This window comes from Pectobacterium sp. CFBP8739 (genome assembly GCF_013449375.1).
Classification (GTDB): domain Bacteria; phylum Pseudomonadota; class Gammaproteobacteria; order Enterobacterales; family Enterobacteriaceae; genus Pectobacterium.
This window is the reverse complement of record NZ_JACDRR010000020.1, coordinates 105,518-121,850: the sequence shown is the minus strand read 5'-3', so window position 1 is coordinate 121,850 and position 16,333 is coordinate 105,518. Positions and strand designations below refer to the sequence as shown.

At 52.1% G+C, this 16,333-nt stretch carries 14 protein-coding genes; 6 read left to right on the top strand and 8 right to left on the bottom strand.

What is annotated here, in order from left to right; all coding sequences use genetic code 11:
* Window positions 1-52: 52 nt before the first annotated feature.
* The 6 genes from H0247_RS15295 to glpD form a co-directional block, all read right to left on the bottom strand.
* Window positions 53-319, bottom strand: coding sequence for a type VI secretion system PAAR protein (locus H0247_RS15295; protein ID WP_103160906.1), 267 nt, complete (start codon window positions 317-319; stop codon window positions 53-55).
* Between the two features lie 89 nt (window positions 320-408).
* Window positions 409-1,299: a hypothetical protein gene (locus tag H0247_RS15290; protein WP_130621670.1), complete on the bottom strand. Its 891-nt coding sequence runs from the start codon at window positions 1,297-1,299 to the stop codon at window positions 409-411.
* 203 nt (window positions 1,300-1,502) lie between these two features.
* Window positions 1,503-1,874: a hypothetical protein gene (locus H0247_RS15285; RefSeq protein ID WP_180743307.1), complete on the bottom strand. Its 372-nt coding sequence runs from the start codon at window positions 1,872-1,874 to the stop codon at window positions 1,503-1,505.
* Between the two features lie 114 nt (window positions 1,875-1,988).
* The gene (locus tag H0247_RS15280; protein WP_180743306.1) at window positions 1,989-2,885 is read right to left on the bottom strand and encodes a DUF4123 domain-containing protein; all 897 of its coding nucleotides are present in this window, start codon (window positions 2,883-2,885) and stop codon (window positions 1,989-1,991) included.
* Complete coding sequence (gene tssI, locus H0247_RS15275) at window positions 2,878-4,848, bottom strand: type VI secretion system tip protein VgrG (protein ID WP_180743305.1); 1,971 nt, start codon at window positions 4,846-4,848, stop codon at window positions 2,878-2,880. Before tssI ends, H0247_RS15280 begins: the two co-directional genes overlap by 8 nt.
* A 576-nt stretch (window positions 4,849-5,424) precedes the next feature.
* Window positions 5,425-6,924 (bottom strand): glycerol-3-phosphate dehydrogenase, encoded by a 1,500-nt coding sequence (glpD, locus tag H0247_RS15270; protein ID WP_180743304.1) that lies wholly within the window; start codon window positions 6,922-6,924, stop codon window positions 5,425-5,427.
* A gap of 462 nt (window positions 6,925-7,386) precedes the next feature.
* On the opposite strand from glpD, the gene glpE reads away from it, so the two are divergent.
* From glpE to malQ, 5 genes are all read left to right on the top strand, one after another.
* The gene (gene glpE, locus H0247_RS15265; protein ID WP_180743303.1) at window positions 7,387-7,710 is read left to right on the top strand and encodes a thiosulfate sulfurtransferase GlpE; all 324 of its coding nucleotides are present in this window, start codon (window positions 7,387-7,389) and stop codon (window positions 7,708-7,710) included.
* Between the two features lie 66 nt (window positions 7,711-7,776).
* Window positions 7,777-8,610, top strand: a complete 834-nt coding sequence (gene glpG / locus H0247_RS15260) for a rhomboid family intramembrane serine protease GlpG (protein WP_180743302.1) — start codon at window positions 7,777-7,779, stop codon at window positions 8,608-8,610.
* 24 nt (window positions 8,611-8,634) lie between these two features.
* The gene (locus H0247_RS15255; protein WP_180743301.1) at window positions 8,635-9,393 is read left to right on the top strand and encodes a DeoR/GlpR family transcriptional regulator; all 759 of its coding nucleotides are present in this window, start codon (window positions 8,635-8,637) and stop codon (window positions 9,391-9,393) included.
* Window positions 9,394-9,435: 42 nt separating this feature from the next.
* Window positions 9,436-11,976 (top strand): maltodextrin phosphorylase, encoded by a 2,541-nt coding sequence (gene malP / locus H0247_RS15250; RefSeq protein WP_180743300.1) that lies wholly within the window; start codon window positions 9,436-9,438, stop codon window positions 11,974-11,976.
* Between the two features lie 12 nt (window positions 11,977-11,988).
* Window positions 11,989-14,073, top strand: a complete 2,085-nt coding sequence (malQ, locus tag H0247_RS15245; RefSeq protein WP_180743299.1) for a 4-alpha-glucanotransferase — start codon at window positions 11,989-11,991, stop codon at window positions 14,071-14,073.
* An 85-nt stretch (window positions 14,074-14,158) separates the two neighbouring features.
* Here the strand turns inward: malQ and nfuA are convergent, their stop codons facing one another.
* Both nfuA and gntX read right to left on the bottom strand, forming a co-directional pair.
* The gene (gene nfuA / locus H0247_RS15240; protein ID WP_180743298.1) at window positions 14,159-14,734 is read right to left on the bottom strand and encodes a Fe-S biogenesis protein NfuA; all 576 of its coding nucleotides are present in this window, start codon (window positions 14,732-14,734) and stop codon (window positions 14,159-14,161) included.
* Between the two features lie 60 nt (window positions 14,735-14,794).
* A complete protein-coding gene (gene gntX / locus H0247_RS15235) occupies window positions 14,795-15,496 on the bottom strand; it encodes a DNA utilization protein GntX (RefSeq protein WP_180743297.1) in 702 nt (233 codons plus the stop codon).
* 44 nt (window positions 15,497-15,540) lie between these two features.
* Between gntX and bioH the strand changes: the two genes are divergently transcribed.
* Window positions 15,541-16,308 carry a pimeloyl-ACP methyl ester esterase BioH gene (gene bioH / locus H0247_RS15230; protein ID WP_180743296.1) on the top strand — a complete coding sequence of 256 codons (768 nt, stop codon included), beginning with the start codon at window positions 15,541-15,543 and terminating at the stop codon, window positions 16,306-16,308.
* The last annotated feature ends 25 nt before the right edge of the window (window positions 16,309-16,333 follow it).

Genomic DNA, 16,333 nt, shown 5'->3' with positions numbered 1-16,333 from the left:
CAATGAGCGCCTGTTTACTAAGGTTGGGGGAGAGCCGTGTATTTGGAGTGTATCAGCCAATATTCACGCTTCCTCCACCAATCAACACGCCACCACAACTTACTCCATCCCCAGAACGAGCCGCGGGTTTGCCATCAATGAACACACTGGATGAGCCACCGCTGATGCTCCTACTATGACCGTGAGGAACCAGAGGATCGTCCTGACGAGCCAATGGCAAGCCATCAACCTTAACCGTTGATGAACCCGCTGCGACAGGTGTCGGTGGATGGCTCCCATGCCCCGTGTCGCTATCGCCTAATTTAACTGCGTTACCCACATTGCGTTCCTTTTCGTAGGGTACTTTCTGTTGCAAATACGATTTGCCCATTCAGGCTCAGCGTTGTTTTTTCAGCTTATCTGTAGTTGTCAAACATGGTTGGGCGCGCTGTCGTGTTTCCTGTTGGCAACTTCGACACTATCACCATTTTTATCGTCATCATTTTTAGATAAAATCCATTGCAGCATTGTTCTATCTGGTTTTTGGTTATATTTCTCTGAGTTTAATTCACTATCAGGAAATGGTGTGGGAATAGATTTTATATGTGGAATGTTATTAATGACCTTAAGATCGCCGTCAAATTTGCCTGCTTTTTTCTTCTCCTTATTATAACGACTAAAATCATTCCATGTACTTTCTGGAATTAATCCTGCGTGGCGTAATGCTTGCCATGTGAAATCGATACAACTATTTGTTGCTCCGTTATAATAAAGATCGAAATATTTTTCAGATTCCTTGGTTGCGGTGTCTCCAAATTCTTTTAATCTATTGTATTGGTCTTTTTTTATTTCTATTTTTCTTCTGTAATAGGGGTTTTCATAATGATGAGTATCTTTGTCTGTGACTGATCCAGCACCTGTAATTCCTGATTTTTTTGGTGCAAAGCCATAAGACTTTGAAGTGTTAATATTGTTTTTTTGAATTTTAGATATCTCTAACCACATATGACCAGCTTCAGATACGACTCTTTTTCCTTCTTTAAATTCTGGTTTTCCATCGTTATCATTTAAAGGCGTTCCTGGGTAAGCGGTATAAATAGTGACAGCATATCTAGATTCTAAAGAGTTAATAAGCTCATCTACAAACTCTTTTCTGGCATGGGATGGCGGGCATGTGGCGCAAGCTTGACCAGCATTATAATTCGAATTTTTATCAGGATGTGCAAATTTTTCAATTTCTTGTTTCTTTTGTTCTACAGTTAAAGAATCTTTTTTTGAAATATACTCGAGTAATTCTTCAGTTTTATTTTCAGGGTGCATATTAAAATTCCTTTTTATTTCAATTCTTCTAATATGAAATTATCCTGGTAAAATACCTATAAGTAATAATTTTTTTTCATTTTTTAACGATGCCATGTCTAAAAATTACAGATGAGAAATCTAATTGGTTGAGTTTGATGTGAAATGATTATTTTAAGAATTCCTAATGAACTGCATTAATGTTCATTGTCCCCATCGCTGGCCTACTCATGATGAGCCTGTTTGTTACGCAGATACCGTAAGGTCAATGAACCAAAGAGTGGAATGCTTAACATAATAATAAAAAATAAAGATGAATATATGTAATCAAAATCTGTGGCTGTAATAGAAAACATAAAAATAATGATTGTCATTGTAACGATATAATATTTTTTCATTATTAAGAAAAAAAAGATGGAAACAACACTACAAATTATTTTGTAGATTGCAAAAATAATCCATGCGGCAAAATCCCAGCTATTAAAAAAATACGTATCCACATCCCTATCACCACAAAAAAAAGCATATACAAATGATAGTGATAACCAAATAAATGTGGGTATTAAAAAGATGCCAATAGTAGATGATTTATTCATTACATATCCCTATATGATAGAATGAAAGACACAAGTCCTTTCGTCAAAATTACCGCACTTTATACGCCCACTCAACCGTGGATAAGTACGATGCTCCAGTCATGCCTATCCCTCTCAAGCAGAATATTCATCTAGAACATCTTTTAATAAATTACTAACACGATAGTAACCAGGTAATTCTTCACGGAGCAAAGAATCCCGCCAAAATTCAGGGGCTTGTTCTAATGAATAATAATCCTTTTCTATTAACAAATGAATTAACTCACGAATTGAGCGGTCATCATTAATGTTATGCTCTTTACAAAAATAATAACACTCACTGACAATATGTTTTACTGAGAAAGTTGTCGAGTTTTCCTGAGAGTCTTTATAGAAATAAAAATCCTTTTCAGGATCACTTTGGTTACTGCTGTGAGAAATGTGATGTATTTTTTCTTTATATTTAACAAGTATTTTAGAAAAAACCTCATCAATATATCTCACTTCGGAGTAGTTATTGAGAACATCAAGTTGTGATTGACTAAATTTTAGAAGTTTCATCCTGCTCTTAGCTGTGAGAGGAAACTGAGCACGAACGGAATTAAACGTCTCTTCTCGTAGTACTCCATCATAAATGGTCATGATTTTTTCGATTGGCCCCATGAAGCAGAACAGTTCCCACTCCGTCATCACATCGCAAAAAGACCAAATATTTCTCGGATCATAAAAACGGAAAAATACAGGTTTTTCTTCATTGGGGATCTGTACATGTAGATATTTACGCAAGTGTTGCCGCAATACTTTCATCTCAGACGTTGTTTCCAACAAGATACCCCAAGGTGTTTTCCTTCGATTCAGCCAGTGAAAGACCCTGTCATCTACCTGCACCAGGTGCGGTGCCAATCGCCCAATATCTTCCGGTACTGGCTCCGCGTATAAACTGGCATGGGGTGGATCTAATTGTTCCAGCATCGAAAATAATTCAGGCTCTACCGCTGCATCCACTATTGCCCAGCGTGTTATCTCACTCACGGTTTTCTTTCTCCTTTGCCGGACAGTGCGCGACAAACATCGTCCCTGCGGCAGCGGCCGCTTTCAATATCGCCGGATCGGCAGGGAGTGCCACATCGCCCGGGCTGCCGCCTGAGTTCAGGTTAATCGCCGGTCCTTTGATGTCCACCCCGCCGGCGTGGATAACCACAAAGCTGCCTCCGACTCTTAGCGTTAATTTGCTGCCGCTTTGCAGCGTTAGATCACCGTTGCTGTCCACGCTGAATACGCCGCTGATTTTCTGCGTCAGATCGCCCTTAACCTGTGTGCCCCGATCGCCTTCGGTCAGCGATAAATGATTGCCTGTGGTTTTGTGATCCTGATTGCCTTCTACCGTGACTTTACGATCGTTGGCGACCACCAGCTCTTCATCATGTCCGATGCTTGTTGTGCGGTTATAGTCCACGCGCTCATCTTTGGAATTGAGCACCCGCACTGCCATATTTTTCTGGGCGTGAAGGAAGATCTCTTCGTTATCGGTCGCATCCTCAAAGCTGAGTTCGTTAAATCCTTTGCCTTTGTGAGTCTTGGAGCGAAGCGTGGTGCGCGTTTTGTTAGCGGGCAGCGGATAGGGGGACGGATTGGTGACGTGGAAAGTACGCCCGGTCACAATCGGCTGATCCGGATCGCCTTCAAGGAAGCTGACGATCACTTCATGGCCGATACGCGGGATGGCGATCATGCCGTACTGGCCGCCCGCCCAGCCCTGACTGACGCGCACCCAGCAGGAGCTCTGGTCATTGCTCGCACCGTAGCGATCCCACGGGAATTGCAGTTTTACCCGACCATACTGGTCGCAGTAGATTTCTTCCCCCGTCGGGCCGACGACGGTGGCGATTTGCGGGCCGTCCACCATCGGTTTGTAGGGCATGGCTGCGCGCCATGTCGTCGTGCCTTTCACCACGGCAAAACTGTTGCTCATGGTCGTCGGTTCGCCGCCGCTTTCCTCTTCCAGCGCCTGCGGCTGCTGCCCGACGTGCGTCACGCTCACCGTCTGCCACACCGCATTCAACGTCGTATTCGGATGCTCCGTCAGCGTGAAGGTGTTACCCGGCATCAGCCCGGCGCAGTTGGATTCCCCTTCGCTCGTTACCGCCCCTGAGCGCAGCGCATCCAGCCGGTAGCCGCTGAATGCCTTACCGCTCGGGTCTTGCTTATAGCGACCCGGATAGTCGTAGTGCTGATAGCTTTCACGCTGATGCGCCAGCTCGCCGCTCATCTTCTTGTGCGACAGCCCGTAAGCTGGCGTCTTGAAGCTGTAGTCCTTCAGCTCCACGTCCGATGTGCTCACCCGCTCTGCGTAGTGGAAACGCCGGACATATTCGCCTTCACTCAGTCCCTGCGTCGCCAGATTGAAGAACAGCTCGGGGCCTTTGGTCAGCGCACCCGCATCGTCGGCAAACACCACGCGGTGTTTTCCCTCTTCGTATTCGTGGAAGAAGTACATTCCCTCCTCAGCGGCCAGCCGGGTGATAAAGGCTAAATCACTTTCCCGATACTGCACGCAGTATTCGCGCACTGCGTGCTCGTTACGCAACGCAAAGGCGTAGTCGGTAATCCCGGCTTCTTCCAGCAGCGCACCGATAATCGCTTCCGGCTTCTGCGCCTGAAAGATACGGGCGTTGGTGCGTAATCCCAGCCGCCACAGCGCCGGACGGACTTCCATCTGATAGCGCGTGCGCCGAAATCCGGTATCGCCCTGCGTGAAGCCACTGACAATCCCGCTGAGCCGACGCTTCAGTTCGCCTTCATACCAAATCATCAGCTCGCACGGCTGGTCCAGCACCGCGCCGAAATCCACATCCTGCAACGCGCTCGCCAGACCCAGAGACAGACTGAAAGGCCGGCTCAGCCCTTCATCCAGCCTGAAATCCACCACCGCGAAAGTGCCTGCTTCCAGGGCACCGACCTTTACGGTGAACTGTAATCCTGTACTGTTTGCCACCCGTCCTCTCCTTCTTCCTTCGCCGTTGCCATGGCTACCGCACGCCTCGGGTTCTCCCGGAGCGGCACGTCGCTATCCTGATTAAAATGAAAACCTGAGCTGTGGTCTGAGTCTGCTCACGCCAACGTTTATGTTGATAAGGCGTTACGTTGATAAGATGCCATGTTGGCTAAAAACGCAGCGTGTATGAAAAGCGCAAAACATTTAGGTTGAGCAGAGAGTCGGTGTGTTCACGTCGTGGGAGACAATAAGGTTGCAGGGTTGAAGCGGTGTGAAGAGTAATGAAAACGTTCCATGTGGCATCTTTGACGCTATTCCTTTTAAGAAAGTACGCGTAAAGGATAACAAGATTTTTTCAGAGTCAATAGCACAAAAAAGGACTAAAACTAAGCAAGCCAATTGATTAATATTGAAATAATCTCATGGTGAATAAATTAGAGAGCGAATCAAAAAGATTCAATCCTCATCGAGGAACCGGGTGCGATAAGAGTATGTTGCGGATGTTAGACGTCTACTATTTATAGTAGGAAGGCTTCTCGATCAGGAGGCCTGATCGAGAAGTAGAGGCTGGAGCAATTAACCCGCTTTCGCCATCTGCTGGTAATGGTTTGCCAGCCAGTCGCTGATACGTTGTTTCTGTGCGTCATTCAGGCGCATGCCCAGCTTGGTGCGGCGCCAGATAACGTCGTCCAGTGTGACGGCCCACTCTTTCTCGACCAGGTAGCGCAGCTCCGCTTCATACAGGTCATGACCGAAATCTTCACCTAGGTCGCTCAGGCCTTTCACGTTGGTCAGAACCAGCTCGCTGTTTGAACCGTAGGTGCGGCTGTAACGGCGCGCCAGTGATTCCGGCAGGTTGAAACGACGACGCAGCGCGGCGGCGTAGTCATCACGCGTGCCAGCGATATCACCACCCGGCAATACTGCATCTTTCGTCCAGGCTTTACCCGCTTGTGGATAGTATTTGTGCAGCTTCTCCAGCGCGTGTTCTGCCAACTTACGGTACGTCGTCAGCTTGCCGCCAAACACGGAAAGCAGTGGAGCCTGACCGTTATCATCATCGACAGACAGCGTGTAATCACGGGTAATTGCCTGCGGAGAATCGGACTCGTCATCACACAGTGGACGCACACCAGAGTAAGTCCAGACGATGTCGTCACGCGTCAACTGCTGTTTGAAATGGTCGTTATACACATCCAGCAGGTAGCCGACTTCGTTATCGTCGATCTTCACATCGTGTGGATTGCCTTTGTATTCCACGTCGGTCGTACCGATGATTGAGTAGTCATCCTGCCACGGGATCACGAACACAATACGGTGATCTTTGTTTTGCAGAATGTACGCCTGCGGCTGGTTATGAACTTTTGGTACCACGATGTGGCTGCCCTTGATCAAACGAATGCCGTAAGGCGATTTCAGTTGCAGGCCGTCATCAAAGAATTCTTTCACCCACGGGCCGGTGGCGTTCACCAGGCCTTTGGCGCGCCAGGTGAAGGTTTCACCGGTTAGTGAATCAACTGCATCCACAATCCACACGCCTTGCTCACGACGTGCGCGGGTGACTTTGGTGCGGGTACGAACTTCACCACCACGTTTTGCCACTTCCTGCGCGTTTAACACCACCAGACGCGCATCGTCTACCCAGCAGTCTGAATATTCAAAGCCTTGCTTCAGTTCTGGCTTAAGCACAGAATCTGCGCCGAATTTCAATCCCTTACTGGCAGGCAGGCTGACGCGTTTGCCAATGTTGTCGTACATGAACAGGCCGATGCGAATCATCCAAGCTGGGCGTAGGTGCGGTTGATGAGGCAAACGAAAGCGCATCGGGAAAATAATGTGCGGAGCCATTTTCAGCAGCGTTTCGCGCTCTGACAGCGCTTCGCTGACCAAACGAAACTCATAGTGCTCAAGGTAACGCAGGCCGCCGTGAATCAGCTTGGAGCTGGCGGAGGACGTGGCACAGGCAAGATCCTGCGCTTCCAACAACAGGACTGATAACCCCCGTCCAGCCGCATCTGCGGCGATGCCTGCACCGTTAATTCCGCCGCCGATAACGATGAGATCTTTGGTTTCCACGCTTCTTCCTCCACCCTCGAATAAATCAAAATGTTCGTTTTCGAGCATTATAATAATCGAAAACAAACAAATCAGCCAATGGTTAACCAAATAAAAACATTTATGCGTGATGAAGCTAACAATATGATGATAATTGTCACATTAAAGTAAGGGGTATTGGGCTAATACTGGTCACTTAAGCCCGTTATTAGGGGAAACACAGGGGAAGGTTCCCGCAGGGAGGCCTCACCCCTGTGGCCACCCCATGTATCTCGATGCTTAAACGATCGGCATTAGGGGATTGGGTTGGGGTTGTGCTGTTTTGTCGTCACACTTTGCGCTAGTGAAGCACTGTTTTTATAAATAACCTTATAGTCACATAGGTTTTATGCCGCTGAAGGCGAGTTACAATGACGCCTCGGGTTGCCATGACGTCAGTGGTTACAAACATCCTGTCTATTATTAACAAGGTTGTCATTTTCGATGGAACAATTTGAAGCTATTAGTCTTGAGCAAGCCTACTCCCGCTGGCAGGAAGGCGGCGTTGTTGTTGATATTCGCGATCCACAGAGTTTTGCGGTGGCCCATGTTCCCGGCGCGATGCACCTGACAAACGAAACGCTGTCTGACTTTGTGCGCGGCGCTGACCTCGAAGCACCGGTCATGGTGATGTGCTACCACGGCATTAGTAGCCGTAATGCAGCACAGTACCTGATTAGCCTGGGGTTCGATGCGGTGTACAGTATCGATGGTGGCTTTGAAGCCTGGCAGAATCGTTACCCGCAAGACACGCAGGCGCAGGCCTGAACGCATGACAATTAGCATTTTTATTATCATGTTTCTTACTCACCCCACTCGCTGGCGCTTCCTGTTATGACAATCCGTGTTATTGCTCTCTCCAACCCGCGTCTGGCTCAGGCATTTGTTGATTACATGTGTACGCAGCAGGTTCATCTGGAAATGCGGCCTCAGGGGCATGACGCTGAGCTATGGCTGGAGGATGAAACCCAACTCGGTAAGGTTCAGGAAGCGCTGGAGATTTTTCTGCGTGACCCGACGAACCCGCGCTATTTGGCGGCCAGTTGGCAAACCGGATCGATGGACACCGGTATTCAATACCAACGTTACTCTTACCTGCAAACGCTGAAGCAAAAAGCAGGCCCGCTGACGCTCTCCCTGATGGTCGTGACGATCGCGGTGTTCATCCTGATGCAAATCTCGGGCTATGAGAGCGTGATGACGTGGCTGGCATTCCCGGCTGAGGGACAACAGATAGAGGTGTGGCGCTGGTTCAGCCATGCTTTGTTGCACTTTTCCCTGCTGCACATTTTGTTCAATCTGATGTGGTGGTGGTATCTGGGCGGCCCGGTTGAAAAAGTGCTGGGAACCGGAAAGTTGTTGGTCATCACGCTGGTTTCCGCGCTGGTGAGCGGCTGGGCGCAGTCCTGGTTTAGCGGCACCCATTTCGGTGGTCTGTCTGGCGTAGTTTATGCCCTGATGGGCTACGTCTGGCTGCGCGGGGAAAGGGAGCCAGATGGCGACTTATCGATGCCGCGCAGTCTGATGGCCTTCGCTTTACTGTGGCTGGTCGCGGGATATTTCGATATTTTAGGTATGTCGATCGCGAACGCGGCGCATGTGGCCGGACTGGTTGTCGGGCTATTGATGGCCTTTTGGGACACGTATAATAAAACAAACCCTCGGTAAACTGAGGCGTCTTAGGGGATTAATGTGAAGCAGACACAACGGCATGACGCCATTATTGAACTGGTGCGTCGGCAAGGCTATGTCAGCACTGAAGAGCTAGTGGATCATTTTGCGGTGAGCCCGCAAACCATCCGTCGCGATCTGAACGATTTAGCTGAGCAGAATAAAATCCATCGCCACCACGGCGGCGCGGCGTTGCCGTCCAGTTCAGTGAATACGGCCTACCATGACCGCAAAATGATGTGGTCGGACGAAAAAGCGCGTATTGCTCGTCGAGTCGCGAGCCAGATTCCAGACGGTGCCACCTTGTTTATCGATATCGGCACCACGCCTGAAGCGGTGGCCTATGCGCTCATGCAACATAGGGATCTGCGCGTGGTGACCAATAACCTGAACGTGGCAACGCTGCTGACGGCAAAAGAGGATTTTCGCCTGATTTTGGCCGGTGGTGAAGTGCGTACCCGTGATGGCGGTATCATGGGCGAGGCGACGCTGGATTTTATCTCTCAGTTCCGTCTGGATTTCGGCATTTTGGGTATCAGCGGTATTGACATGGATGGATCATTACTGGAGTTTGATTACCATGAAGTGCGCACAAAACGGGCGATTATTGAAAATTCTCGCTGCGTCATGCTGGTGACGGATCATTCCAAATTCGGCCGTAATGCGATGGTGAATTTGGGCAACATGGATTTGATCGACTATCTTTTTACCGATCAGTCACCACCAGCCAGCGTACTGAAAATCATTGAACAACATAAGGTACAGTTGGAGTTGTGTTGAACCCGATGTGCCTTTTCCATGATGGACAACGGAGGAGGCACGATGTCAGATTCAACAAAAAAGTCAGATTCTTTAAGAACGTCGGGTTCTGCAAAAGTATCCGGATCGTCAAAACGTTCAGCGGCTGCAAAAAAGCCAGATGCTTTAACGCAGCCCGTTTCTTCCGCTCATCCTGCTGTCGCCTTTGATGCCGCAGAATTTGCTGCCGCGCTGCGACGCCAACAGCGACTCGCTGGCGTCACGTTGCTTAACGCGATGACGCCAGTACAGTGCTGGCGTGCCGTCAGCCTGGCGCTGTCTGAGCAATTGCTGATGCATACTGCGTCGCCAACGCCGTCCACTGCTCATACGCCTCAGCGCCATGTGAACTATCTGTCGATGGAGTTTCTGCCCGGTCGTCTGACGGGCAACAACCTGCTGAATCTGGGATGGTATGACGCGGTGGCTGCCGTGTTGACGGAGCAGGGGCTGAATTTGAGCGATATCCTCGAACAGGAAACCGATCCGGGTTTAGGCAATGGTGGGCTAGGTCGGCTGGCGTCCTGCTTTCTGGATTCGATGGCCACGGTGGGGCAGCCTGCAACGGGTTACGGCCTTAACTACCAATACGGGCTGTTTCGCCAGCACTTTGCGCAAGAAAAGCAGCAAGAAACCGCCGATGACTGGCAGCGCGACGCCTATCCGTGGTTTGTACCGCGTGCGGAGCTGGCGGTGGATGTCGGGTTTGGCGGGCGTCTGCAACCCCAGACGGACGGCACCCTGCGCTGGCTGCCGGATACCGTTTTCAGAGGCGAAGCCTGTGACCTGCCGGTGATTGGCTATCACAACGGCGCCGCACAGCCGCTGCGTCTGTGGCGCGCGACGCATCGCGATCCGTTTGATTTGACGCTATTCAACGAAGGGCACTATCTGCGCGCGGCTCAGGCGGGCATTTCCGCCAGCAGCCTGACCAGCGTGCTCTATCCGAATGACAATCACGCGGCGGGCAAACGCCTGCGCCTGATGCAGCAGTATTTCCACTGTGCCTGTTCGGTAGCCGACATTCTGCGCCGTCATCTTAATGCGGGTCGCGCGCTGTCCACGCTGCCGGATTACGAAGTCATCCAGCTTAATGATACCCACCCGACGTTGGCGATCCCCGAATTGATGCGTCTGCTGCTGGATGAGCATCAGATACCGTGGGATGAAGCCTGGTCGATAACCGGACGCACCTTTGCCTATACCAACCACACGCTGATGCCGGAAGCACTTGAGCGCTGGGACGAACGGCTGTTTGGCCGCCTGCTACCTCGCCACCTGTCGATCATCCGGCAAATTGATACGCAGTTTAAGGCGCAGGTCGAGGACAAGTGGCCCGGCGATCGGCAGGTGTGGGCGAAACTCGCGATTCGCCATCAGCGTCAGATTCGCATGGCAAACCTATGCGTGGTTAGTTGCTTTGCGGTCAACGGCGTGGCGGCACTGCATTCGGAACTGGTGGTGAAAGATCTGTTCCCGGAATATCACCAACTGTGGCCGACCAAATTCCATAACGTCACCAACGGCATTACACCACGCCGGTGGCTAAAGCAGTGTAATCCGGCGTTGTCCGCGCTCATTGACGACACGCTGCACACGCCGTGGGTGAATGATCTGCCCGCGTTGAAAGGGCTGGAGCCCTATGCTGACGATGCCGGCTTTCGTGAGCGCTATCGACAAATCAAGGCCGATAATAAAACGCAGTTGGCAACCTACCTGCGCCAGCAGTACGACATCGTGATCGATCCGCACGCGCTGTTTGATGTGCAAATCAAGCGATTGCATGAGTACAAACGCCAGCATTTGAATCTGCTGCATATCCTCGCGCTATATCGTCAATTGCGTGACAATCCGCATCTGGATATAGTGCCGCACGTCTTTTTGTTCGGTGCCAAAGCGGCGCCGGGCTATGTATTAGCGAAAAACATTATTTATGCCATTAACCGGGTCGCTACGGTCATTAATCAGGATCGCCGCGTTAACGATCGCCTGAAGGTCGTCTTCCCGCCGGACTATCGCGTATCACTGGCCGAACGGATGATCCCTGCCGCAGATGTGTCTGAGCAGATTTCAACCGCAGGTAAAGAGGCGTCCGGCACGGGTAACATGAAGCTGGCACTGAACGGTGCGTTGACCGTCGGCACGCTGGACGGTGCGAATGTGGAAATGGCACAGCAGGTCGGTGAAGACAATCTGTTCATTTTTGGTCACACCGTCGAACAGGTCAAAGCGCTACAGGCGCAGGGCTATGAGCCGTCTGACTACCTTGCCGTGACGCCGCTGCTGCGTGAAGTGCTGAATGAACTTGCGAGCGGCGCGTTCAGTCAGGGGGATAAAAACGCGTTTGCCCCGTTGTTAGATAGCCTGCTAAAGCTGGGAGACCCCTATATGTTAATGGCCGATTTCGCACCGTATTGCGAGGTGCAGCAACGTGTTGATGCGCTTTACCGTGAGCCGGATGAATGGACGCGCCGCTGTGTGTTGAATACCGCCAAAATGGGGATGTTCAGTTCGGATCGGGCGATTCATGATTACCAGACGCGCATTTGGCAGGCGCATCGTTAGGAAAAGGAGAGGGTGTTCAAGGTGGATAAACTGGCAAGCCAGCAGACAGGCATCGCGGAAAGCTATACCGATGCCTATGGCAAAGAGCACATTGTTGCGGCCGCAATCAGAAACCAGATTCAGGCAATGATGGACGTTTCTGACAGCGGCAATGCGCCCTTGCCGCCTGTTCGTGTCTTTTTGCAGGGCAGGGACGCGGTCATTGAGCTTGCTGGTCACGGTGAATTCCTCTGGACGCTGATGTATGAAAACGGCGGTCAAATTCAAGGAGAGATCACGGGCGGCTCAACGTTGGCGCTGCCGGGCGTGCTGCCGCTGGGTTACCACCACCTGACGCTGACGCAGGCTGATCAGCGCTGGAGCTGCCGCATTATTGTCGCGCCGCACCGCTGCTATGAGCCTGAAGCCTTACAGCAGGGAAAACGCTGGTGGGGTGTGACCGTCCAGCTTTATACCCTGCGCTCGCAGAACAACTGGGGCGTCGGGGACTTTGGCGACCTGCGCCAACTGGTTGAGCAAATTGCCCGACGCGGCGGTGCCTTTGTGGGGCTGAATCCGCTGCATTCGCTGTATCCCGCACAGCCAGAAGCCGCAAGCCCTTACAGTCCGTCCTCCCGACACTGGTTGAACATCATTTATATCGACGTGAATCGCATTGATGATTTTCAGCAGAGCGAGGAAGCGCAGGCATGGTGGCACCGTGAAGATACACAAAGCGCGGTTGCCGCGTTACGGGCAGGGCGCTGGGTCGATTATGAACCGGTGACGGCGCTTAAACTGACCGCTTTGCGGCTGGCGTTCCGCTACTTTACGAGGCGCAGTGCGCTGGATCCGCGTATTAGCGCCTTTCGCCAGTTTGTCGTCAGCGGCGGGCAGAGCCTGCAACTTCAGGCGACGTTTGATGCGTTGCAGGCCTACCTGAAAAAGCAGGGTGAGAATTACGCGGACTGGCACCAATGGCCAGCAAGTTACCATGACGTGCACAGCGAAACCGTGAAGTCATTCCGCCGTGAAAACAGCGATGAGATTACCTTCTACAGCTGGCTGCAATGGGTGGCGCATGAGCAACTGGCGGAGTGCTATGCGCACAGTAAACAGCTTGGCCTGCCGCTCGGTCTGTATCGCGATTTAGCCGTTGGGGTCGCACAGGGTGGCGCGGAAACCTGGGACGAACGGCAGCTCTATTGCCTTGATGCTTCTATCGGCGCACCGCCGGATCCGCTTGGGCCACAGGGACAAGACTGGCAGCTTGCCCCGATGAACCCCACCATGCTTCAGCTACGTGGCTATCAACCGTTTATCGACGTCCTGCGTAGCAACATGGCGCACTGTGGCGCGTTGCGACTCGACCACGTGATGGCGCTCTTGCGTCTGTGGTGGATACCCAAGGCGGAGTCGGCGGGCAACGGGGCTTACGTGCATTATCCGGTCGACGATCTGCTGGCGGTACTGGCGCTGGAAAGCCAGCGTCATCGCTGCCTGATTATCGGTGAGGATTTAGGTACGGTGCCGCCGGAAATTGTCAGCAAGCTGCATGATTACGGTATCTATTCTTACAAAGTGCTGTTCTTTGAAAAGGACGAGGAGAATCACTTCCGCGCACCGGAAGATTACCCACGTCAGGCCATGACAACCATTACGACGCACGATCTCCCGACGCTACGCGGCTACTGGCAAACCGTGGATTTATCGCTGGGGCGGGAATTGGGGCTGTACCCGACAGAAGCGTTACTGCAAGAACAAATGCAGCAGCGTGAGAAAGCGAAGCAGGGACTGCTCAACGCGTTGCATGAATTCGGGCTATTGCCGCAGCGGGTTGGCCGCAACTCGGCGCTGACGACGATGGGCGCGCCGCTGAGTCGCGGTGTTCATCGCTATGTCGCCGATAGCGCAAGCGCACTGGTCGGGTTCCAACTGGAAGACTGGCTGGACATGGCGACACCGGTCAATGTGCCGGGCACCAATCGTGAATACCCCAATTGGCGGCGCAAGCTTACGCGCCCGCTAGAGTCGATCTTCGCTGACCGCTGCCTTGAACGGCTGGTTCGGGATATGGATTTGCGCCGTGGCGGGCCGATGAAAACGCAGAAAACCTAAACCAAGACGAATACGCTTCCTCCCCTGAGTGGGGGAAGAAGCGGAAGGAGAAATCAGTAGAAAAGAGGATTAGAGGATTGGAAAATTAATAGTAGGAGTGTTCGCCGCGCTGATGTTCGGTGAGATCTCTCACGCCTTTCAGCTCAGGGAATTTTTCCAGTAGCTCTTTCTCGATCCCTTCTTTCAGTGTGTAATCGACCATCGAACAGCCGTTACAGCCGCCACCAAATTGCAGAATCGCCATGCCGTCGTCGGTAATTTCCATCAGCGTTACGCGGCCGCCGTGGCCAGCCAGCTGTGGGTTGATTTGCGATTGCAGCACATACTCGACGCGTTCCATCAGCGGGGCGCTGTCGTCCACTTTACGCATTTTGGCGTTCGGCGCTTTCAGCGTGAGCTGAGAACCTAACTGGTCAGTCACGAAGTCGATTTCAGCGTCTTCCAGATAAGGTGCGCTGAGTTCGTCTACGTAAGCGGAAATCTTTTCAAACTTCAGTTCGGTATCGCTGGCTTCTACCGCATCCGGCGGACAGTAAGACACGCCACACTCGGCGTTCGGCGTACCTGGATTGATAACAAATACGCGAATCTGTGTGCCTTCTTCCTGTTTTGCCAACAGTTTCAGGAAATGCTCCTGAGCAGCATCGGTAATACGGATCATAATAGTAAGCTCAATAGTTGACTGCACTTGTCGGTTATAATACGCCCATCCTCCCCCCGACTACAAGGTGCGGCACACACACCAAACTTGAACGCCTGCCGCACCTTGAGCCAACAGTAGCCTGCTGATTTCCGCAGCAGTGCTGCCTGTCGTCACCACATCATCCAGTAACACCACCTGTTGCCCAGACAACGAAATGTCACACGAGAATGCGCCCCGTAGGTTCCGACGCCGTGCGCTGGCGCTGAGCGTTTGCTGTAGCGGCGTGCGTCGCGTGCGCTGCAATTCGCGTGGATCGTAAGCACAACCCAGCCAGTGGGCGAGAGGACGGGCGAGCAACTCGGTTTGGTTGAAACCACGATACCACTGGCGGTTCCGGTGCAGGGGAACGGTGAACAGCCGGTCAGGACGGAGCAGGCGAACGTGTCTGGTGAGTTTTCGCTCGCGGTAGGACGTCAGCCAGCGCAGTAATAGCTGCCGGGCGAGCACCGCTGCCAGCTCGGTTTTACCGTGGAATTTAAACTGTTTCAGCAGCGTGTTAAGCGGCGGCACGTAGTCACTGATAAAGGTGAGTGATTGCCAGGGAGGTGGGTCTTGCAGGCAGCGCCCGCACTGATGCGTTGTGTCGCCGGAGGGCAAGCCACAACGTGGGCAGCAGGCGGGCAGACGCGGCAAATGGCGCTGGCAGTACGAGCAAATACCTTGCCGACTACGATGAAGCGGTAATAAACATAGCCAGCAGCGGGCGGTGATGGTTAACATATTTTTCCCTAAAAATGTTTTTCCCTGAGTAAGGAAGATAACGGATGGCAGCGTTGTATTGGCAGACCGAAGGTGCAGGAAATACGGATCTTGTGTTGTTGCACGGATGGGGATTGAATGCGCAGGTATGGCAAAGCATGATTGTGCGACTCTCCCCGCATTTTCGTCTGCATCTGGTCGATCTGCCGGGCTATGGCAGAAGTCAGGGATTTGGGGCAATGTCGCTGAGTGATATGGCGAATATCGTGCTGGCGCAGGCACCAGAACACGCCGTCTGGCTAGGGTGGTCGCTGGGGGGACTGGTTGCCAGCCAGATTGCGCAGTGCGCCCCTGCGCGGGTGGACAAGCTGATTACCGTGGCGTCATCCCCCTGTTTCAGCGCACAGGATGGCTGGCCGGGTATCAAGCCAGACGTCTTACAGGGGTTCCAGCAGCAGCTCAGTGAAGATTTTCAGCGTACGGTCGAGCGATTTCTGGCGTTGCAAACGCTGGGAACGGAGAGCGCACGGCAGGATGCCCGATTGTTAAAAAGCGTGGTGCTGGAACAGCCCATGCCGTCCGTCGAGGTACTAAACGGTGGGTTGGCCATTTTGCGCGAAGCGGATTTACGTCAGCCGTTAGCCGACTTGGTCGTGCCGTTCTTGCGGCTCTATGGTGCGTTAGACGGGCTGGTGCCGCGCAAGGTTGCCCGATTGCTGGATGACCAGTGGCCGAACTCAACTTCGGTGGTGATGCCAAAAGCCGCGCATGCGCCGTTTATCTCGCACCCTGAGGCCTTTTCCGAACAGGTGATCGCGTTCGCTCAGGCCTAGCCGACGATAATTTACATTTTCTCCT